At 72.9% G+C, this 19,858-nt stretch carries 16 protein-coding genes; 5 read left to right on the top strand and 11 right to left on the bottom strand.

Annotation, left to right across the window (positions count from 1 at the left end; all coding sequences use genetic code 11):
- Positions 1 to 113 precede the first annotated feature (113 nt).
- The 8 genes from ACIBEA_RS32415 to ACIBEA_RS32380 form a co-directional block, all read right to left on the bottom strand.
- A complete protein-coding gene (locus tag ACIBEA_RS32415; RefSeq protein WP_399266761.1) occupies positions 114 to 1,193 on the bottom strand; it encodes a Zn-dependent alcohol dehydrogenase in 1,080 nt (359 codons plus the stop codon).
- Positions 1,194 to 1,219: 26 nt separating this feature from the next.
- Complete coding sequence (locus tag ACIBEA_RS32410; protein ID WP_399266813.1) at positions 1,220 to 2,632, bottom strand: aldehyde dehydrogenase family protein; 1,413 nt, start codon at positions 2,630 to 2,632, stop codon at positions 1,220 to 1,222.
- 95 nt (positions 2,633 to 2,727) lie between these two features.
- Positions 2,728 to 4,203, bottom strand: coding sequence for a CitMHS family transporter (locus ACIBEA_RS32405; protein ID WP_399266760.1), 1,476 nt, complete (start codon positions 4,201 to 4,203; stop codon positions 2,728 to 2,730).
- A gap of 73 nt (positions 4,204 to 4,276) precedes the next feature.
- The gene (locus tag ACIBEA_RS32400; RefSeq protein ID WP_399266759.1) at positions 4,277 to 6,475 is read right to left on the bottom strand and encodes a molybdopterin oxidoreductase family protein; all 2,199 of its coding nucleotides are present in this window, start codon (positions 6,473 to 6,475) and stop codon (positions 4,277 to 4,279) included.
- A 143-nt stretch (positions 6,476 to 6,618) separates the two neighbouring features.
- Entirely contained in the window at positions 6,619 to 7,245 is a 627-nt protein-coding gene (locus tag ACIBEA_RS32395; protein WP_399266812.1) for a TetR family transcriptional regulator, read from the bottom strand.
- Between the two features lie 18 nt (positions 7,246 to 7,263).
- Positions 7,264 to 8,814 carry a hypothetical protein gene (locus ACIBEA_RS32390; RefSeq protein WP_399266758.1) on the bottom strand — a complete coding sequence of 517 codons (1,551 nt, stop codon included), beginning with the start codon at positions 8,812 to 8,814 and terminating at the stop codon, positions 7,264 to 7,266.
- Between the two features lie 14 nt (positions 8,815 to 8,828).
- Entirely contained in the window at positions 8,829 to 9,671 is an 843-nt protein-coding gene (locus tag ACIBEA_RS32385; protein ID WP_399266811.1) for a hypothetical protein, read from the bottom strand.
- Positions 9,672 to 9,760: 89 nt separating this feature from the next.
- Positions 9,761 to 11,947, bottom strand: a complete 2,187-nt coding sequence (locus ACIBEA_RS32380) for a right-handed parallel beta-helix repeat-containing protein (protein ID WP_399266757.1) — start codon at positions 11,945 to 11,947, stop codon at positions 9,761 to 9,763.
- Positions 11,948 to 12,231: 284 nt separating this feature from the next.
- Here ACIBEA_RS32380 and hmgA point away from each other — a divergent pair, with 284 nt between their 5' ends.
- The 3 genes from hmgA (at position 12,232) to ACIBEA_RS32365 (ending at position 14,781) form a co-directional block, all read left to right on the top strand.
- Positions 12,232 to 13,545, top strand: coding sequence for a homogentisate 1,2-dioxygenase (gene hmgA, locus ACIBEA_RS32375; protein WP_399266756.1), 1,314 nt, complete (start codon positions 12,232 to 12,234; stop codon positions 13,543 to 13,545).
- A gap of 43 nt (positions 13,546 to 13,588) precedes the next feature.
- Complete coding sequence (locus ACIBEA_RS32370; RefSeq protein ID WP_399266755.1) at positions 13,589 to 14,338, top strand: GntR family transcriptional regulator; 750 nt, start codon at positions 13,589 to 13,591, stop codon at positions 14,336 to 14,338.
- A 152-nt stretch (positions 14,339 to 14,490) separates the two neighbouring features.
- Entirely contained in the window at positions 14,491 to 14,781 is a 291-nt protein-coding gene (locus ACIBEA_RS32365; RefSeq protein WP_399266754.1) for a hypothetical protein, read from the top strand.
- A gap of 71 nt (positions 14,782 to 14,852) precedes the next feature.
- Here the strand turns inward: ACIBEA_RS32365 and ACIBEA_RS32360 are convergent, their stop codons facing one another.
- Both ACIBEA_RS32360 and ACIBEA_RS32355 read right to left on the bottom strand, forming a co-directional pair.
- A complete protein-coding gene (locus ACIBEA_RS32360) occupies positions 14,853 to 15,797 on the bottom strand; it encodes a hypothetical protein (protein WP_399266753.1) in 945 nt (314 codons plus the stop codon).
- Entirely contained in the window at positions 15,794 to 16,807 is a 1,014-nt protein-coding gene (locus tag ACIBEA_RS32355; protein WP_399266752.1) for an SPFH domain-containing protein, read from the bottom strand. Before ACIBEA_RS32355 ends, ACIBEA_RS32360 begins: the two co-directional genes overlap by 4 nt.
- Before the next feature lie 193 nt (positions 16,808 to 17,000).
- On the opposite strand from ACIBEA_RS32355, the gene ACIBEA_RS32350 reads away from it, so the two are divergent.
- Positions 17,001 to 18,197, top strand: coding sequence for a type ISP restriction/modification enzyme (locus tag ACIBEA_RS32350; protein WP_399266810.1), 1,197 nt, complete (start codon positions 17,001 to 17,003; stop codon positions 18,195 to 18,197).
- Positions 18,198 to 18,239: 42 nt separating this feature from the next.
- Positions 18,240 to 19,442 carry a CaiB/BaiF CoA transferase family protein gene (locus ACIBEA_RS32345; protein WP_399266751.1) on the top strand — a complete coding sequence of 401 codons (1,203 nt, stop codon included), beginning with the start codon at positions 18,240 to 18,242 and terminating at the stop codon, positions 19,440 to 19,442.
- 135 nt (positions 19,443 to 19,577) lie between these two features.
- Here ACIBEA_RS32345 and ACIBEA_RS32340 read toward each other — a convergent pair whose 3' ends face one another.
- Positions 19,578 to 19,847 (bottom strand): hypothetical protein, encoded by a 270-nt coding sequence (locus tag ACIBEA_RS32340; protein WP_399266750.1) that lies wholly within the window; start codon positions 19,845 to 19,847, stop codon positions 19,578 to 19,580.
- Positions 19,848 to 19,858: the final 11 nt, after the last annotated feature.

Here is a 19,858-nt window from a genome sequence, read left to right as displayed (position 1 = left end):
GGTCCGGGTCCGGGTCCGGGTCCGGGTCCGGGTCCGGGTCCGGGTCCGGGTCCGGGTCCGGGTCCGGGTCCGGGTCCGGGTCCGGGTCCGGGTCCGGGTCCGGCGGGAACCGCCTAGAACACGACCAGGGAGCGGCCCCCCTTACCCGCAAGCATCGCGTCAAAGGCAGCCGGAATCCCGTCGAGCCCGATCCGGTCGGTCACCAGCGCACCGAGGTCGAGCCGCCCGGCCCGGACATGCGCGGCCAGCACCGGCAGGTCCCGGGCCGGGTCGCTGTTGCCGTAGACGCAGCCGGTGAGGGTGCGGGCGAAGTGGAAGATCTCCAGGGCGTGGAAGCTGACCCGCTGTTCCTTGCCCCCGATCCCGACGACCGTCGTACGGCCGCCGCGGCGGGTGGACTCCCAGGCGCCGCGGATGCTCTCGGCCCGGCCGACGCACTCGACCGCGACGTCCACGCCCCGGCCACCAGTGAGCGCCCGGACCTCCTTGGCGGTGGTGTCGGAGGCGAGCACGAACTCGGTGGCACCGGCCGCACGGGCCAGTTCCTCCTTGGCCGGGGAGACGTCCACGGCCACGACCGGACCGGCCATCGCGATCCGCGCCGCCTGGAGCGCGGCCAGGCCGACCCCGCCGACGCCGAAGACCGCGACGGACTCGCCGGGGCGCACCTGGGCACTGTGGTGGACGGCGCCGTAACCGGTCAGGACGGCGCAGCCGAGCAGCGCTGCCTCCGCGAGCGGGACCCCGGCCGGTGCGGGCAGCACGCAGTTCGCCGCGACGACGGTCTCCTCGGCGAAGGCGGCCACATTGAGCCCCGGGTGCAGCTCGGTTCCCTGGGTGTCGTGGGCGTAGACCGCGCCGACGCCCGCGAGGGCGTTGACGCAGAGCCACACCTCGCCGATGGAGCAGTGGTGGCACTGGCCGCAGGACGGGGCCCAGTTGAGGACCACCCCGTCCCCGGGGGCGACGTGGGTGACGCCCTCGCCGACGGCGAGCACGGTGCCGGAGCCCTCGTGGCCGAGGACGGCGGGTACGGGCACCCTCATGGTGCCGTCGGTGAGGGAGAGGTCCGAGTGGCAGACCCCGGCGGCGGTGAGCTTGACCCGGACCTGCCCGGGTCCGGGATCGGGGAGCACGATGTCCCGGATCTCCAGGGGCGCTCCGATGGCGGGCAGGATGGCGGCGCGGACCATGGTCGTCGTCTCCGTGTTTCCGGGGCTCAGAACTGCAGGGACTTGGTCTGGAGGTACTCGGCCAGGCCGTGCGGGCCCAGCTCGCGGCCCACGCCGGACTGCTTGTAGCCGCCGAAGGGGGCGAGCGGATTGAAGCGGCCTCCGTTGATGTCCACCTGGCCGGTGTCCATGCGGCGCGCGAAGGCGACGGCGGTCGCCTCGTCCGCCGCCCACACCGCGCCGCCCAGACCGTAGACGGTGCCGTTGGCGATGCCCAGGGCCTCGTCCTCGTCGTCGTAGGCGAGGATCGACAGGACGGGGCCGAAGATCTCTTCCTGGGCGATGGTCATGTCGGGGGTGACGTCCGCGAAGACGGTGGGCGCGATGAAGTAGCCGCGCTCCGCGGGAGTGTCGGAGCCGCCTGCGACCAGGCGGGCGCCTTCCTCGACGCCCTTGGCGATGTAGCCGCGGACACGGTCGTGCTGCTTGGCGTTGACGACCGGGCCGAGGCGGGTGGCCGGGTCGCACGGGTCGCCGGTGGGGTACTTGGCGACCGCGGCGGCGGCGAGGCTGACGGCTTCCTCGTAGTCGTCGCGGTGGACGAGCATCCGGGTCAGCGCATTGCAGCTCTGGCCCGTGTTGTTCATGACGTGTCCGACGCCGGCCGCGACCGCCTTGGCGAGGTCGGCCCCGGGCAGGATGACATTGGCCGATTTGCCGCCCAGTTCGAGGGCGACGCGCTTCACCGCGGCGCCCGCGGTGGCGCCGATCTGCTTGCCGACGGCGGTCGAGCCGGTGAAGGAGACGAGGTCCACCCCGGGGTGGGCGGCCAACGCCTGTCCGGCGACCGGTCCGGTGCCGGTCACCAGGTTGAACACGCCGGCGGGGATGCCCGCCTCGTGCACGGCTTCGGCGAAGAGCTGTGCGGTCAGCGGGGTGTCCTCGGCGGGCTTGAGGACGACGGTGCAGCCTGCGGCGAGAGCGGGTGCCACCTTGGCAACGACCTGGTGCAGGGGATAGTTCCAGGGGGTGATGGCCCCGACGACACCGATCGGTTCGAGGAGAACGGTGGAGTTGCCCAGCCGCTCCTCGAAGGCGTACGTCGCACCCAGCTCGGCGAACGAGTCGGCCACGGCGATGGGCGCCCCGACGTGGACCATCTCGGAGAAACCGAGCGGGGAGCCGAGTTCCGCGGTGATGGTCTGCGCGATCTCGCTCTTGCGGGCGACCAGGACGTCCCGCAGGGCGGCTATCCGCGCGGCCCGTTCGGCGGGCGGGGTGGCCGCCCAGCCGGGCAGCGCGGCGCGGGCGGCCCGGACACCCGCGTCTACGTCCTCTTCGGTCCCGGCCGGAACACTGCCGATGACCTGCTCGTCGGCCGGGTTGATGACGTCGATCCGGTCCCGTCCGACGGCGGGCCGCCATTCCCCGCCGATGTACATCCCGTCGTGGGCCTTCATCGCATTCCTCCCGAGCGCGAGCATGAACCGCATGGACCGCATGGACCTCGCAGCCACCTTACAAACTAGCGTCGGTAGTTTTGTGGGCGCCAGGGTCAGATGATGCCGAAAAGCATCCCCGCCCCCAGGACCACGAGCGAGGTCAGGGCGGCCCATTTCACCGTGAAGCGGGTGTGGTCGCCGAATTCGACCTTGGCCATGCCGACGAGGACGTAGACCGCCGGGACGAGCGGGCTGGACATGTGCAGGGCCTGGCCCACCAGGGAGGCCCGGGCGATCTCGAGCGGGGAGACACCGTGCGCGGCGCCGGCCTCGGCGAGGACGGGCAGGACACCGAAGTAGAAGCCGTCGTTGGACATGAAGTAGGTGAGGGGCAGGCTCAGCAGCCCCGTGACCAGCGCCATGTGCGGACCCATGCCGTCGGGGATGGCGCCGACCAGCCAGCCCGCCATGTCCTTGACCATGCCGGTCCCGGAGAGGACACCGGTGAAAACGGCGGCGGCGAAGACCATGCCCGCGACGTTGAGGACGTTGTCGGCGTGCGCGGCGATCCGGGCCTTCTGGTCCGCCATGTTGGGGTAGTTGACGGTGAGCGCGAGGGCGGCCCCGAGGAGGAAGAGCACCGGGATGGGGAGCAATTCCATGATCATGGCGGTGAGCAGCGCGACGGTGAGGACGGCGTTGAACCAGTAGAGCCGAGGCCGCAGCGTGGCCCGGTGAGGATCCAGCCCCTGGAACCCGTCCTCCTCCTCCTCCGCGACGGGGGCGGCGGACGCCGCACCACCCGCACCACCCGCACCGCTGGTGCCGCCAGCGCCGGCGCCGGCGGCACCGGACGCGGTGGCGCCCTTACCGGCCACGACCAGGAGCTCGGCCTCGGCCGTGGCTTCGACGTCAGCCACGGCTTCCACGCTGCCGGCAACCTTTTCGTCGTCCACCGCCCCCGGCAGGGCGAGCGCGCCCACGCGGCGGCGCTCGCGCAGCCCGAGCACGTAGGCCAGGACGAAGACGCACACCAGACCAGCGGCCAGGGCCGGGATCATCGGCACGAAGATGTCGCCCGCGTCCAGCTTGAGCGCGGTCGCGGCGCGGGCGGTCGGGCCGCCCCACGGCAGCGTGTTCATGACGCCGTTGGCCGTGGCGGCGACCCCGGTCATGACCACGAGGCTGAGGCCGAGCCGCTTGTAGAGCGGATACATCGCCGACACCGTGATCATGAAAGTGGTCGACCCGTCCCCGTCGAGCGAGACGATGGCGGCCAACACCGCCGTGCCGACCACCACGCGCATCGGATCGGCCTTGCAGAAGCGCAGGATGCCGCGGACGATCGGGTCGAAGAGACCCACGTCGATCATCACGCCGAAGTAGACGATGGCGAACATGAGCATGGCTGCGGTCGGCGCGAGCTTTCCGACGCCGTCGATGACGTAGTCGCCCAAGTGCGCGCCCTTGCCGGCGAACACGCAGAAGAGCGCGGGGATGAGGACGAGCGCCGCGATCGGCGACATTTTCTTCATCATGATCAGGACCAGGAAGGTCGCGATCATGGCGAAGCCGAGGAAGGTCAGCATGCTGGGAAGGTAGGTGTCCGCCGGTAACCCCAACAAGACGTCGACGCGTGAGCAATACGAGCAAAACCCCAGCTCAGGGCAGGGGCGTCAGCTCCACGGGGAATCCGTTGAGCACGGCGGTGCCCGACAGTGGGTCGAGCCGGGAGCCGTCCAGGAGCTGATTGACATTGACTCCGGGCACCACCGCGGCCGCACCCAGGCGCGTGCCGGGACGATCGTGGCCCCAGCCGTGCGGAAGGCTGACCACGCCGGCGCGGATCGCGTCGGTGACCTCGACCGGGACCTCCAGGCTGCCGCCGTCGGCGGTGATCCTGGCCCGGCCGCCGTCGGCGAGCCCCAGGCGTCCGGCGTCCTGCGGGTGGACGTGGAGGGTGCAACGGTTGGAACCGCCGGTCAGCGACGGGACGTTGTGCAGCCAACTGTTGTTGGACCGCAGGTGGCGGCGACCCACGAGCACGAGGGCGTCGGGCCGTTCGGCAAGGGCTCCCCGCAGCCGGGGCAGCTCGGCGGCGATCGGGCCCGGCAGGAGTTCGATCCGGCCGCTGCGGGTCTTGAGCAGGCCCGGCAGGCGGGGGGCGAGCGGGCCAAGGTCCACGCCGTGCGGCGCTGCGCGCAGGTCCTCGAGGACGAGGTCGTAAGGACCCAGGCGCAACATCATGTCGAGCCGTCGTTCGGGGCCGTTGCGCCCCGCCAACCTGCGGGCCTGCACACTCGGGTCGGTGCCGGAGAGCGGTGACTGCGGGTCGGCGGCCGCTCGCGCCAAGGTGTCGGCGATGACGGCTTCGTCCACGCTCCCGGGGTCGATCCCGTGCCGCCCGGTGACGGCGAGGATCAGCCGGGCGTGGATCTCGCACTCGTCCATCCGCCCCTCCTCCAGCGGGATGGCGGGGGGCGAGTAGCGGGCCTGGTTGTGTACGGCGAAGCCGTTGAAGGCGAAGTCGAAGTGGGCGCTCTGCGCGGGCGGCGGCGGAGGCAGGACGACATGGGCGTGACGCGAGGTCTCGTTGAGGTACGGGTCCACCGAGACCATGAAGTCGAGCCCGGACAGCGCCCGGTCGAGCCGGTCCCCGTCGGGAGCGGACAGCACCGGGTTGGCGGCGACGGAGATCACCACCCGGACCTGCCCCTCCCCCGGGGTCTCGATCTCCTCGGCGAGGGCGGCCATGGGCAGTTCACCCTTGGCCTCGGGATGGCCGGAGACCCGGCTCGCCCAGCGGCCGAGCGCGAAACCCCGTCCGGGCGCGGCGGGTCGGGGCGCCGCGGCGGTCGCGGAGAGCGGGAACAGCGCGCCGCCGGGACGGTCGAGATTGCCCGTGAGGACGTTCAGTACGTCAACCAACCAGCTGGCCAGGGTTCCGTGGGCGACCGTGCAGCTGCCGATGCGCGCGTAGACGGCGGCGGTCGGTGCGGCGGCCAGCTCACGGGCGAGGAGCCGGATGTCGTCCGGGGCCAGGTCGCAGGCGGGTGCGACCTCTTCCGGGGTGAACGCGCGGAGGGCCTCGGAGAGTTCCCCGATCCCTTCGAGGTGTTCCGCGAGTACTCCGGGGTCGGTGAGTTTCTCGGCGAGCAGCGTGTGGGCGAGGGCCGCGAGCAGCAGGGCGTCGCTCCCGGGGCGCGGGCCGAGGTGGCGGTCCGCCAGGCGCGCGGTGCGGGTGCGGCGCGGGTCGACGACGACGAGGGTGCCGCCGCGGGCGCGCAGGGCCTTGAGCCGCCCGGGGAAGTCGGGGGCGGTACACAGGGAACCGTTGGACTCGACCGGGTTGGCACCGATGAGCAGCAGGAAATCCGTGCGGTCGAGGTCCGGCACCGGGATCGCGAAGGGGTCGCCGAAGAGCAGGCCGCTGGAAACGTGCTTGGGCATCTGGTCGAGAGTGCTGGCGGTGAAGAGGTTCCGGGTGGCGAGCGCCTTCAGGAGCAGCGGCGGATAGAGGGCGCCGGCCATGGTGTGCGTGTTGGGGTTGCCCAGGACCACGCCGGTGCACTGGGGTCCGTAGCGCCCGATGAGTGCGGGAACGGCGGCGGCGATGGCGTCGAAGGCCTCGTCCCACGTGGCTTCCTGGAGCTTGCCGTCGCGTCGGACGAGTGGGGTGCGCAGCCGATCGGGGTCGGCGTCGAGGGCACCGAAAGCAGCGCCCTTGGGGCAGATGAACCCGCGACTGAAGATGTCCTCGCGGTCGCCGCGGGCGCTGGTGACCGCGGTTCCCTCGATGGTCAGGGTGAGGCCGCAGGTGGCCTCGCACAGGGGGCAGATGCGCAGGGCGGTACGGGGCATGGGCCCTCCTGAGGACAGCGGGCTGCGGCGACACGCGGGCGGCCTGAGCATACCGACCGGTACGGACGCTGGGGAGCCCCCTGCCTCCGCGAACCGGCGGCGTCCGCTTGCGCGGGAGGCCGGCCGGGTGCGGAAGGGGTCCGTCAGTCCAGGACCCTGGCGAGATAGGCGTGCATCATCGCGCGGATCTCGTCGATGATGTCGGGATCTCCGGACGGGGCGGCCCGGAAGGCGAGCTGCACGAGGGCGTCGGTGGCCTCGACGGCGACCAGCACCACCCTCCGCAGGGTCGCGTCGGGGGTACGGCCCAGGTGGAGGCAGAGCAGTTCGGTGAGGCGGGCGGCGACCAGGTCGTTGGGGTCGGCGGGGTCGGCGGCCTCGGTCGAGGGTGGCGGGGGCACGCCGAAGTCGACCAGGGCGAAGCCCGGAACGGTGCGCTTCATCGCGAGGTACTCGTCGAGGACCGCGTCGACGGCGGGGCGCCAGTGCACGGCCGGGAGTTCGGCGAGCCGCGCGGTGATGCCTTCGGCGTAGCGGTCCAGGTTGCGTTCGGCGAGGGCGTAGGCCATGGCCCGCTTGTTGCCGAAGAAGCGGTAGACCGAGCCGATCGGCACGCCTGCGCGGACGGCGACGGCCCGGGTGCTCAGGTTCTCGTAACCGGTCTCGTCGAGGAGTTCGGCGCAGGCGTCGAGGATCCGGGCGAGCCGGTCGGCGCTGCGCTGCTGGATCGGGGCGCGGCGCAGGGGGTGGGCTGGAGGCACGGGGTCCATCATGCCGGTCCTCGGTTCTCAGTTCAGCAGGAGGCTCAGCCCCCCGACGGTGTACGTGATCATCAGCGCGAGCAGGGGCAGTTGTCCGGCGACGGCCCGGGCCGGCGGGAAGAGCCGCACGGACCGGTCGTGCGCGGCGACGACCCCGAGGACGTGGCCGGTGACGACGGCGATGACCTGGAGGGCGGCGAGACCGCCCGGATCCAGAGGTGGGGCCGGAGCGGTAGCGGGATCAACACCCCCCGCGATGATTACTGTGCGTGACGCTTCGGTGACGAACAGGGAGAAATAGTGGGCTGTGAGGTAACCGAGAGCGATGGGAAGGAGGGAGTGGGCGAAGGCGGTCAGGGGACCCGGCAGCGGGCCGGAAACCAGGCGGGTGGCCGCCGCACAGAGGCAGTAGAGCGTGGCGACGAGGGTGACGGAGCCGAGGAGTCCGAGCGTGGCCGCGGGGGTGCGGCCGAGGGGGGAGGTCTGAATGGTGTTGATCCACGAGGGGTTGTCGGAGAAGCCGTCATAGGCGGTCGAACCGAGCAGGACGCAGACGGTGGCGACGAGTCCGGGCCGCTCGGGCGTCGCGTCGAGTCCGTGGAAGGGGTTGCGCAGGACGAGGCGGCCGTCGTCACGACGGCCGAGGGGGGAGAAGCGGGCCAGCAGGGTGGAGTAGGCCTCGAAGGGGTCGCCCTCGGCGAACCACGATTCGCCGAAGCGGGCCGCGAGGCCGAGTTGGACGGTGACGAAGACGACGAGTGCGGTCAGAAGGGTGGTGCGCGAGGCGGGGTCCGGGGAGACGAGTTCGAGCCAGGTGAAACCGAAGAGGCCGATGGCGGCGGGCCAGAGGCCGAGCCAGGACGGAAGGGGATGAGGAGGCCGCGCGGGGCCGCGGCGGAAGGCCGGACCGCGACGAGCGGTCGGGATCCGGCGCAGCAGCCCGTGCAGCAGCCGGTGCAACAGCCGGTGCAGGGTGCGCAGCGGGTTGAGCAGGCTCCAGACGGGGCCGAGGAGGAGGGAGGCCGGGACGAGACCGACCCACAAAAGGACGTAGACGGCGCCGGGAGCGGGATTGCGGGCGGGGTCGTCGGGACCGAGGAGGAGGTGCAGCAGGACGAAGAGGGCGGCGGCGAGTCCGAGGACGCGCAGCGCGGTCCGGGTGGCCGGCGCGTCGGCCACCCGCTGGACGGCGGCGGGCAGCGGGCGGCCGGAGCGCGCCCCTTGGAAGCGGGAGGTGGACCAGAGGAGGCCGAGTGCGAGGAAGGAGACGAAGAGTGCGGTGAAGGCGCCGGCGAAGGCGTAGAACGGAGAGATGGGCAGGTCGTGCTGCGATCCGATGCCGTGGGCGAGGGTGGCGAGCGGATCGGCGGGTTGATGGGGGAGGTGATCGCCGACGCCCTCGGCGAGGTGATCGGCAGGGCGATCGGCGAGGCGATCTACGAATGCACGCCGTACTCCGTTCGGAGCGGATATCGGTGCCGGGCCCGGCACCGATATCGCACCGGAGGGCAGCACCGGCGGCACCGGCGGTGTCGGCAGTACGGAGAGTGCCTGTAGTGCTGGCAGTGCCGGACTCATCAAGCTCATCAAAGTCATCGGACGAGGAGCTGGGTGAGGACGAGGTCGGACTCGTGGGTCTCGACCTCGAAGAGACCCGTGCGGTCGACCGTCAGGACCAAGACGGCTTCCTGGCCGGCGGGCAGCGCCAGTTCCTTGTCGTAGCCGTGGACGTGCAAGGTGTCCGCCCGGTCGCTGGTGACGCGCAGTGCCACCCGCTCGCCCCGCTTCAACTCCGTGCGCCCGGGAGCGGGGGTCACCTTGCCGCCGCGGACGGCGATGGTGACCGTCCGGTCGGCCGCGGCGGCCGGGTCCGGGTCCGGCGTCTTGGCCGGCGGCGCGGACGGGGCCGCGGCGCCGGGAGTGGAGTGGTCGTGGCCCGCCGGGCCGGGCGCGGACGCGGTGAGCGGGACCGCGGCCTCCACGGCCTTGCCCTCGACCGCCCAGGCCGTGTGGTCGTCCGCGTAGAGCCGCACGGTCAGGGTGTGGGCGCCCACGGGCACCTGGGTGGCGGACAGGTGGTACCAGGGGCCGTACAGCCGGGCCAGTTTGTGGCCGTCGAGCAGCAGATGGGCATGGCCGCCACCGGCGAGGGCGGCGCCGCCCACGCTGTCGGGGGTGAAGCGGAAGTTGCCCACCTCCAGCTGGAGGTTCCAACCGTCCTCGCTGTCGGGGCGGAGGGAGAGCTTCACCTCCGGTGCTCCCTGCGCCGGGACTTGGCGCAGGCGGTGGCCCGCCTCGTCCTGGGCGGCCAGCAGGGTGCCGACGCTGCCGGAGGCCTGCTGGTGGGTGGTACCGGGTTTGTGGTGGGTCGTGGCCCGCCCACCACACCCGGCCGCACCTGCCACGGCGAGCAGGAGCAGCGCCGCGCAGACCACTGCCCCGCGGGCCCGCCCGGTCCGGGGGCGGGGGTGGGCGCAGGGACGGGAGCTCGGCGGCCCGGGCGGCGTCGGCCACTCCCCCGCACTCACGCGGCGCCGTCCGAGGTCGGGGCCGATGTGGCGGCCGATGTGGCGGCCGGGGTGGAAGCCGGACCGACCGCCGGGGCGGGTTCGCGGTCGCCGCCGCCCGGACCGTCAGCGGCGCCGCCACCGTCGCTCCCGCCGTCGCCGGCGGCGGCGGGGTCGGGGTCTGGTCCGGGCCGGGCGGATGCGATGACGGCCCACAGCACCCATACGAGCGCCACCAGGGCACGGATCCACGCGGGGCTGAGCGGGATCCACGGAATCATCAGCACGGCCTTGTCGAAGGCGTCCAGCAGGGTCAGCGCGCCGAGCAGCAGGGTCAGCCGCGCCAGCCAGGGGCGATCGGGGCGCAGTGCGACCCCGGTACCCGTCCACCACGCGCCGAGGAGGAGCAGCGCGAAAGCCGGGACGAAGGTGGCGGTCAGCGCCATCGTCGATCCTGCGACGTCCAGGGCGAGCCCGGCCAGACCGAGCAGCGCGCAGAGCGTACCCAGTCGCGATCCGCGCAGTCGCCGCCACCACAACACGCCGCCGACCAGGGCCAGTACGACCGCGACGGCCAGCGCGATCTGGGTCTCCACCCGCTCCAGACCCCGGGCGCCGTACCAGTCGCACCCGGCCGGGAGCTTGCGCGCCTGGACGTTGTAGTCGGCGCACACGAGCAGTTGGGCCAGCTTGACCGGTTCGCCCGCCAGCCGGGCCGAGCCGCCCGACACCGCTCCGCGCGCGTCGCCGCACTGCGGGAGGGTGGCGGGGGTGGAGCCGTCGGGTCCGTCCTGCCAGCAGTTCCCCGTGCCCTGACCGTCCCACCACACGTCCGCGCCGTTGGGGCGGGAGGCTCCGGACTTGTCCTTGCCCAGGACGTTTCCGGCGTAGCGGTTGTGGTGCGAGGTGTCGGCCTGCTTGCTCCAGGCCGACTCGCCGCGGATGAAGGCGGGGACGGCGCTCAGGAAGAATCCGGCGCGGCGGTGTCCGTAGACCCAGTTGTTCTCGTACACGTTCCAGTTGCCGCCCGCGGTGATGATGCCGGTGCCCGGCGGCATGGAGATCTGTGGACAGACCACGCCCTGCTCGTAGCCGCGGTCGACGGGTGCTTTGGCGCAGGTGCCGTCGGCGACGTAGGGGTAGAAGTCCTCGTTGTTGTCGTGGATCAGGTTCCGCTCGAACAGGGCGTGGTTCTGCGGGAGTCCGGGGTGACCGGGGAAGGCGCTGTCCATCGAGGCGCCGCCCATGTTGCCGTCGAACTCGTTGTCGTGCACCCACACCGAGTCGCCCGCGGTGCCGGAGTACCCGACCATGTTGTGGTGGCTGCGGCAGCCGGTGATCTCGATGGAGTGGCGCGGGACGTCGTAGCCGCGGCCGTCGTTGATGTCGGAGGCGCTGCCGGGGTAGATGCCGGAGTCGCCGTTGCCGTAGGACTCGCAGTTCTTGTACAGGCCGTGGTCGCTGGCGAAGGTGAGGAAGCCGTACTCGTCGTTCCACCGGGTCAGCACGTCGTCGATGACGAAGCCGTCGCCCGCCAGTACGTACAGCGAGTTGAAGGTGGTGCGCTGCGCGGTGAAGTTGCGGAAGTAGATCCCGTCGGACTTGTCGGCCCGGATGGCGTTCAGCTTCTGGTACTTGGCGTCGATGACGACGTCCTGACGGGACGCCCCGGTGCCCTCGATCTGCAGGTCCTTCTTGCCGAGTACGGCCACGAGGTTCTGGTTGTGGCGGCACTGCACCTGCTGCTCGTAGGACAGGATCTGGTAGCCCAGTGCGGAGTTGGGGGCCTTCAGAGCCGCGCAGGCGCCGGTCGGCTTGGGCAGGGAGGGCTCTTCCTCGTACAGGCCGGGCAGGATCGCGATGTTCATCCCGGGGCGGTCCACCGCGTCCACGGCCGCCTGGAGGTCGCGGTAGCCGCTCTTCTCGCACCGGTCGTACAGGGCGAGGTTGCGCTGTCTGAGCGGTTCGGGGAATCCGGCGGTCCGGCGTTCGAAGTCGGGGCGGCCGGTCTTGCAGACGAGGAGGTCGGGTTCGCCCGTGCGGTACCGCGGCACGCTTCCGGAGCCGTCGGGCAGGGTGACCGGTCGCTCCTCGTGGGCCTGCGCGGCGGGCGCGGCCGCGAAGAGGGCCAGGAGCGAGAGGAGGACGGTGAGGGCGGCGAGGAGAGCCGCCGGAACGGCAGGGAGCCTGCGGATCCACGACATGCGCGTGAGAGTAGAGCAATGTTCATGTTTTTGGATCCCCCGCGTCCGCACGAATCCGGCGACGGGGCACGGCAACGGAGCGCGGGGATGCAGATCCGGGCATCCAGCCGCGCATGGATCCGGGCACGCCAGGGCTGTCCGCCTCGCGGCCACCCAGCGGCCGCCGGAGCTGCCCCCGACCGGCGGCCGAAGGGGTGGCGAGTGACCGGCGGGTGCCCGTTGACGTCGGGGCTGCGGAATCCTACTGTCAACCATAGGATTCCTTCTACGGAGCGGGAGCAGCCATGAGCGAGCAGGCCAGGAAGACGGCGGAGGGGTTGGAATACCTCACCGGCTTCGGCAACGAGCACAGCTCGGAGGCGGTTCCCGGCGCCTTGCCGATCGGCCGGAACTCGCCCCAGCGGGCCGGGCTCGGCCTCTACGCCGAGCAGCTGAGCGGCAGCGCCTTCACCGAGCCGCGCCCCCACAACCACCGCTCCTGGCTCTACCGCATCCGCCCCTCGGCCGCGCACCCGCCCTTCACCCGCGTCGACAACGGCGCCCTGCGCACCGCCCCCTTCACCGAGTCCGTTCCGGACCCCAACCGGCTGCGCTGGAACCCGCTGCCCGCCCCGGTCCCCGGCACCGACTTCGTGTCCGGCCTGTGGACCCTCGGGGGCAACGGCGATGCCACGCAGCGCACCGGCATGGCCATCCACCTCTACTCCGCCGACACCTCGATGACGGACCGGGTCTTCAGCGACTCCGACGGCGAGCTGCTGATCGTCCCGGAGCGGGGCGGGCTGCTGCTGCGCACCGAGTTCGGCCTGCTCAGCGCTCGACCCGGCGAGATCGCGCTGATCCCGCGCGGGGTCCGCTTCCGCGTGGAGCTGCTCGACGCCACCGCCCGCGGTTACGTCTGCGAGAACTACGGCCGCCCCTTCGAGCTGCCCTACCTCGGCCCGATCGGGGCCAACGGCCTCGCAGCGGCCCGCGACTTCCAGGCCCCGGTAGCGGCGTACGAGGACGAGGACCGGCCGGTCGAGGTGGTCAACAAGTTCTGCGGCAACCTCTGGTCCGCCACCTACGACCACTCCCCGCTCGACGTGGTCGCCTGGCACGGCTCGCACGTCCCCTACGTCTACGACCTGCGCCGCTTCAACGTCCTGGGCAGCATCAGCTACGACCACCCCGACCCCTCGATCTTCACCGTCCTCACCGCTCCCTCCGACACCCCGGGCCTGGCGGGCGTCGACTTCGTGGTCTTCGCCCCGCGCTGGCTGGTCGGCGAGGACACCTTCCGGCCGCCCTACTTCCACCGGAACGTGATGAGCGAGTACATGGGCCTGATCGAAGGGGCCTACGACGCCAAGGCGGAGGGGTTCGTCCCGGGCGGCGGGTCCCTGCACAACATGATGTCCGCACACGGCCCGGACCGGGAGACTTTCGACCGCGCGAGCGCCGCCGAGCTGAAGCCGCAGAAGATCGAGGACGGCCTGGCCTTCATGTTCGAGACCCGCTGGCCGGTCACCGCCACCGCGCAGGCGGCCGAGGCGGATCACCTCCAGCGCGGCTACGACGACGTATGGCAGGGGCTGGAACGACACTTCCGCGCCTAACATCGCAGCACACCGCCTTGTCCACCCGTTCGGAGAACCGCCCGTGACCGCCTTCGCACCCGACTCCCTGGTCCTGAACCGGAAACTCCCGCTCTGGTACCAGGTGTCGCAGTCACTGCGCGCCTCGATACTCGGCCGCACCCCGGAGGCGACCCTGCGCCTGCCCACCGAGGAGCAGCTCGCCGAGCACTACGGGGTGAGCGTGCTGACCATGCGCCAGGCCCTCAAGGAGCTGGAGCAGGAAGGCCTGATCAGCCGGCACCGGCGGCGCGGCACGTTCATCGAGCCGGGGGCGCGGCGTGGCGCTCCGGTGCGGCTGCTGGGCTCGGTCGACGCGATCGTGGCCCAGCAGTCGGGCGAGCGCACGACGATCCTCGACCACACCCGGACGCCGGTGCCAGGGGAGCTGCTGGAGTACTTCCCCGACCTCGCGGAAGTGGTGACGTACCGCCGGTTGCGGCACGACGGGGAGAGCGGCGAGCCGACGAACTGGGCCGAGAATGCGGTCCGTCCGGAGCTGGCCGAGGCGGTGGACCTGGCCGATCTGGAGCGGTGGCCGATGACCAAGGTGCTGCGCGACGTGGTGGGCGTGCGGATCAGCCGGATCACGGACACCGTCGAGGCGCGGCTCGCGGATCCGGCCACCGCCGAGCTGCTCCAGGTGCCGCTGCTCAGCCCGATCCTGCACTACACCGGGGTGACCTACGACGAGGACGGGCAGGTGGTGGACGTGGCCCGGATCCGCTACCGCGGTGACCGCTTCTCGTTCACGGTGACGATGGACGCGCACTAGCGGCATCAACGGCACTAGCGATACCAGCGGCACCAGCGGGTGAACCTGTGCGGCGGATGGCGGCGGGGCCGGGGGCAGCGGTGGCCGTCCGCCGAGGCGCCGCTCAGGATCGGGTGGGAGGCGACCCCGAGCGACGGGAAGGGCGGCAGTCGATGCAGCTGGGAGAGCAAGGCGAGCAGGACGAGCCGCACGAGCAGGACAGCGTCGCGGTGGGCCTGATGGGCACTGCTCAGCCGGGGCCGCACCGCGGGGCCGGGCACCTGCGGGCCGCGATCCGGCGGACGAACCTGTTGCCCGCCTTCCTGGTGCTCACGGTCATGATGGTGGCGCTGTGGTTGGCGGGCATGCCGTTCCTCCAGGCCCTGACGATCTCGACCGCGGTGAAGATCGCCCTGGTGCTGCTCGAACTCCGCCGGCTGCCCGCGCCCGATCCCGAAGTCTGATCGCAGCCGCGGCGCTCAGGGCACAGGGCTCGGACCTCGGGCCTCGGGCCTCGGGCCTCGGACCTCGGGCCTCACGTCACCAGGTGCAGTGACGTTCCCGCGATGCCCACCCGTACGCTCTGGCCCCAGGTCAGCTCCAGGGCGTCGGCCTCCATCCCGTCGCCGAAGACCACGATCCGGTCCGATTCCACGGTCAGCCGGAGCTCCTGCCCCCGCCCCAGCTCACCGGCCACCCTCGTGGTTCCGGTCGTGGGAGAGGGCCAGGCCTCGCGCACGAACCACAGGAGGCGCGGGTCGCCGGGCCCGGGCAACCCCCCGGGGCTGCCGCGGTCCAGCCAGAGGGAACGCAGCCAGCCGGTGGCGCCCGTTCCGGTGCCCACCAGCACCCCGGACGACGCCTGGGACTCGCCCGCTCCCTCGCCCGCGCCCTCGCCCGCTCCCGTGCCCGCGCCCTCCCCCGCCTCGCCGCCGGAACCCAGGCGGTAGCGGGCCGTCTGGTGCCCGGGCGCGCCCAGGTAGATCTCGTTCAGCGCGCGGAGGCGCTGGGTGTCGTCGGAGACGGCCTCGACCATGGTCAGCTCGTCCGTCCGCCCGCCGCCGCCGGCGGTCGCCGCGCGCAGCAGGGCGGCCGTGTCGGTGCTGCGATGCCGGACCAGGACCCCGGGGTTGCGCCCGGGGTCGGTGTCGATGCCCACCACGGGCTGCCCGCCGAGGTACTTCGCGGTGTTCGCGACCAGGCCGTCCTGGCCGACCACGACCACCACGTCCTCCGGCGCGAAGAGGAAGCGGTCCAGGTCCGCCCGCTCCACCCGGGAGCTGCGCCAGGTGAGCGGCACCGCCGCCGCCACCTCCCGCAGCGCCTGCTGGTTGCGGTCGTGGCGGCGGACCACCTCGTCGATCGACCGGCCCCGGCTGGAGAGGAAGAACGCGGCCTGCCCGTGCGTACCGTGCCGGGCGAGCAGCTCCTCGTACTCGGTCCTGCGGTGCACGAGCACCGCCCGCGGGGCCAGGCTCACGCGTCCGCTCCGCCGCCCGGACGTCCGAGCTTGCTGAGGAGCCCCGTGAGGACGTCGGGAGAGAGCGTGATGTTCTCGATCCGCGGCAGGTTCTCCGCGAGCCGGGTCGCCGCCAGGGCGTGCAGCGTGCCCGGGGCGACCTCGTCGTGCACGTGCAGCCAGGCGGCCTGCGCGTCGGCGCGCGCCGCACCCGTCTCGCGCGCGGCCTCGGCGTCCGCGCGGGCCAGGCGCACCTTGCGGTCCGCCTCGGTTCCGGTCCGGATGCCGTCGGCCGCCGCCTTCTCCTCGGCCTCGCGGCGGGCGTTGGTGCCACGCTGGTCGATCAGCTGCTCCTCGCGCCGGGCCAGTTCGATCTGGCTGGCCAGCTCGTTCTCGGCGATGGCCCGCTCGCGCTCGACGGCGACGGCCCGCCGTTCGTAGGTGGCCCGGTCCGCCTCCTGCTGGATCTGCTCGCGGGCCGGGGTGCGCAGGGCGCGCTCCACCTCGACCTCGGGGCGGATCGCCACGACCCGCACGGCCACCACCTCGATGCCGGTGGCCGGGAGCCGGGGCTCGGCGGCGAGACCGGTGGTGACCCGTTCCCGGACGGAGGCGACGCCGTCCACCAGGGCGATGGCCAGCGGGGTCCGGGCCAGTACGTCCAGCGCGTGCTGCTGCGCGGTCTCGGTCAGCAGGGTGGCGATCTGCTCCAGGGGTGCGCCGCGCCAGCTTCCGGTGTCCGGGTCGACGGAGAAGTCGAGCCGGTCCGCGGCCTCGGCCGGGTCACTGATCCGGTAGGTGACGGTGGCCTGCACGGCGACGTCCTGGAAGTCGGAGGTCCTGGCATGGAAGGCCATGGCCAACTCCCGGTCGTCGACGGGCACTTCGGAGAGCGCCGCGGACAACGACCGATACCAGAAGCTGAGCCCCCGCCCGTCGTGGGCGAGGTGGCCGCGCTTGTGGTGCCGGATGTGGGCGGTGGGCGCGGAGCGCAGATGGCGCCAACCGAAGCGCCGGGTGATGTCGGCCATGGCGGACCCCCTAATTTCGTCAGTCCGACGATAAAGGGTCACCCTCATATCGTCAAGAGGACGAGAAGGGAGAGCTCCGACCACATTCGGGCGAGTGCGCCGACGGTGGACCTTTCCGGTCACGGCACTAGCATCGGGTGCTGTGAGCGAAGACGCACCTCAGCCGGTCGTGCCCCCGGTCGTGCCCGTGCCCGTGGCCTCGCCCCCGACCGCGCCCCCGACCGCGCCCCTGGCCGCGCCCCTGTTGGACGAGCTGCTCCCCTGGTCCGTGGGTGGGATGCGGCTCGGGCGGGACTGGGTGGCCGCACCCGATCCCGGCTCGTTGCGGGCCCGTTGGGCGGCGGTGACCAGCGCCGAAGGCGCCGAGCGGGAGCGGCTGTTCCGGCCGAGCCGCTCGCGCGGGCCCGCCGCCGGCGCGGCCGCGCTGCCCGGCCAGCGGTCGGCCACGGGGCGGTTCGGGCGGGAGCCCGGCGCCTGCCCCGACCCCGTCCGGGTGCTGTACGAGCCCTTCGACGAGCAGTGGTTGCTGCCCGACCAGCGGCTGATCGACCTGGCCCGCCCCGAGCTGTGGCGGGTCCTGGACGAGCACCAGCTCTTCCTCGTGGAGCCGCCCGGGCTGGCGTCCCCGCTGGCCACCGCACACCTCCCGGCGGGGCGGCTCGGCCGGATCCGCCCGCTGCACCGCCGCCCCGGGGGCGCCGAGCCCAATCTGGCGCCGGGGCTGTTGCCGCTGCTGGGCGAGGTCTACCGCGGGTGGGTGACCCCGGAGGACGTCCTGTGCTGGGTCCTCGCGGCGGCCCGACCGGGCCCGCGGGGCTACGAGGTCCCGCTCCCCGCCGATCCTGAGCGGTGGCGGGCCGGGCTGGAGCTGGGGCAGCGGCTGCTGACCGTCCAGCTGCGCGGGGCCCGCGGGGGCGAGCCGCCCCGACTGCCGGGCGGGCGCCGCCCGTACGTCCGTTCGGCGGTGACGGGGTGGCCGGGCGGGCTCGCGTACGACGAGGAGGGCGAGAGCCTGCTGCTGGGCGCCGGGAGCATCGCACCCGTCCCGGCCTCGGCGTGGACGTACGAGGCGGGCGGCGTGCGCGTGCTGGAGCGGTGGTTCGCCGCCCGTTGCGCGCACCGGGCACCGCAGGCGCAGGGCCTGGCCGCGCTGGGCCCCGCCGAGTGGCCGCAGACCTGGACCTCGGAGCTGCTGGCCCTGGTCACCACCGTGAGCCTGCTGGCCGGGCTGGCCCCGGAGCGGGCCGCCTTCGAGCCGGGGCCCGCGCTCCCGGCGGAGCGGCTGCGCGCGGCCGGGGTGCTGCCGCCGCCCCGCTGGGCGCGCCGCCCGGCCTCGGTCCTGAGCCACCAGGAGGAGGGGCCGGAGGGCCAGTTCGCGCTCCCGTTCTAGGGCGGGGGTGACAGAAGGGCGGCGGGACGGTAGGACCGGGGCATGAACTCCAGCCCGCAGCCCCTCCCCCTCGACGGGATCACCGTCGTCGCCGTCGAGCAGGCCGTCTCCGCGCCCTTCGCCACCCGGCAGCTCGCCGACCTCGGGGCCCGTGTGATCAAGGTCGAGCGGCCCGACGGCGGGGACTTCGCCCGCGGATACGACACCGCGGCGCACGGGTTGGCCTCGCACTTCGTGTGGGCCAACCGCGGCAAGGAATCGATCGCGCTGGACCTGAAGGACCCGCGCGGCCTGGACGCCCTGCACGGCCTGCTCGCCGGCGCGGACGTCTTCGTACAGAACCTCGCCCAGGGAGCCGCCGCCCGGCTCGGCCTGGACGCCGCCGCGCTGTGCGCGCGCTACCCGCGGCTGGTCGCCGTGGACGTCTCGGGTTACGGAGCGCAGGGACCGTACGCGCACAAGCGGGCGTACGACATGCTCGTGCAGTGCGAGGCGGGCCTGGTCTCGGTCACCGGCACCCCCGACCGGCCGGTCAAGGCGGGTATCCCGGCCGCCGACATCGCGGCGGCCATGTACGCCTTCTCCGGGGTCCTCGCGGCCCTGCTGCGGCGCGCCGCGACCGGGCGCGGCGGCCCGGTGGAGGTCTCGATGCTGGACGCGCTCGCCGAGTGGATGGGCCACCCCCTGCACCTGACCATGCACGGCGGCGAGGAGCCGGCCCGGACCGGTCTGGCGCACGCCGTGATCGCGCCGTACGACGCCTACGCCACGGCCGACGGGGATCGGGTCCTGTTGTCGGTGCAGAACGACCGCGAGTGGCGACGGCTCGCCGAACAGGTGCTGGAACGCCCGGAGTTGGCCGACGATCCGGCGTACGCGACGAACGCCGCGCGCACCGCGAACCGGGAGAGGACCGACGCCGTGGTCGCCGAGGCGCTGGGCCGGTCCGGGGCGACCGAGGCGCTCGGGCGGCTGGAGGCGGCCGGGATCGCCTGCGCACGGCTGAACTCGGTGGCCCGGCTGGCCGGGCACCCCCAGCTGGCGGCGCGGGACCGCTGGCGGGAGATCGGTTCGCCGGCGGGTCCGCTGCGGGCGCTGCTGCCGCCGATCGGACTGCCGGGTGGCGCGGAACCACGGATGGGCGCGGTTCCCGCGCTCGGCGAGCACACCGACACCTTGCTGCGCGCCCTGGGGATGACGGACGCGCAGATCACGGCACTGCGCCGGGACGGTGTGATCGCCTGAGGCCGGGGACGAGAGCGATCGGGGAGACGCTCGGGACGCGGATACGGACGCGGGTACGGACGCGAGTACGGAAGCCGGGTACGGAAGCGGAAGCGGATCCGGGTGCCGCCGCAACGGCCCTGGATCCGGAACCGGTTACGCGCGCCGACTGCCGAAGAGCGTGCGGCGCAGCCGTCGCAGCGGCGCGAAGAGCGAGACGCGCGCGCTCCGGCTCCGCTGTACGTGCGTGTGGTCGCGCGACGTCAGCTCACGCATCAGCAGCGTCGCCTCGGCGGCGTCACCGTGCGGCACGGCGGGTCCGCCCAGCACCGCGAGGTGACGGTCGAGGCGCGAACTGGTCGCACCGCTCCCGCAGGTGATGGCAGGCACGCGGGGCGGCCTGCTGCGCATAGCTATCTGTTCCATGTCTCTCCCCA

Source organism: Streptomyces sp. NPDC051555 (assembly GCF_044454405.1).
Classification (GTDB): Bacteria; Actinomycetota; Actinomycetes; order Streptomycetales; family Streptomycetaceae; genus Streptomyces.
The sequence above is the reverse complement of the archived record's forward strand: the minus strand, read 5'-3'. Positions and strand labels throughout refer to the sequence as shown.

Bases quoted from the DNA above. Each gene is read 5' to 3' on its own strand.
- ACIBEA_RS32340 (WP_399266750.1), bottom strand. From the start codon at position 19,847: ATGGAACAGATAGCTATGCGCAGCAGGCCGCCCCGCGTGCCTGCCATC.
- ACIBEA_RS32415 (WP_399266761.1), bottom strand. From the start codon at position 1,193: ATGGTCCGCGCCGCCATCCTGCCCGCCATCGGAGCGCCCCTGGAGATC.
- ACIBEA_RS32405 (WP_399266760.1), bottom strand. From the start codon at position 4,203: ATGCTGACCTTCCTCGGCTTCGCCATGATCGCGACCTTCCTGGTCCTG.
- ACIBEA_RS32345 (WP_399266751.1), top strand. From the start codon at position 18,240: ATGAACTCCAGCCCGCAGCCCCTCCCCCTCGACGGGATCACCGTCGTC.
- ACIBEA_RS32390 (WP_399266758.1), bottom strand. From the start codon at position 8,814: ATGAGTCCGGCACTGCCAGCACTACAGGCACTCTCCGTACTGCCGACA.
- ACIBEA_RS32380 (WP_399266757.1), bottom strand. From the start codon at position 11,947: ATGTCGTGGATCCGCAGGCTCCCTGCCGTTCCGGCGGCTCTCCTCGCC.
- ACIBEA_RS32400 (WP_399266759.1), bottom strand. From the start codon at position 6,475: ATGCCCCGTACCGCCCTGCGCATCTGCCCCCTGTGCGAGGCCACCTGC.
- ACIBEA_RS32410 (WP_399266813.1), bottom strand. From the start codon at position 2,632: ATGAAGGCCCACGACGGGATGTACATCGGCGGGGAATGGCGGCCCGCC.
- ACIBEA_RS32365 (WP_399266754.1), top strand. From the start codon at position 14,491: ATGCAGCTGGGAGAGCAAGGCGAGCAGGACGAGCCGCACGAGCAGGAC.
- ACIBEA_RS32395 (WP_399266812.1), bottom strand. From the start codon at position 7,245: ATGGACCCCGTGCCTCCAGCCCACCCCCTGCGCCGCGCCCCGATCCAG.
- ACIBEA_RS32355 (WP_399266752.1), bottom strand. From the start codon at position 16,807: ATGGCCGACATCACCCGGCGCTTCGGTTGGCGCCATCTGCGCTCCGCG.
- hmgA (WP_399266756.1), top strand. From the start codon at position 12,232: ATGAGCGAGCAGGCCAGGAAGACGGCGGAGGGGTTGGAATACCTCACC.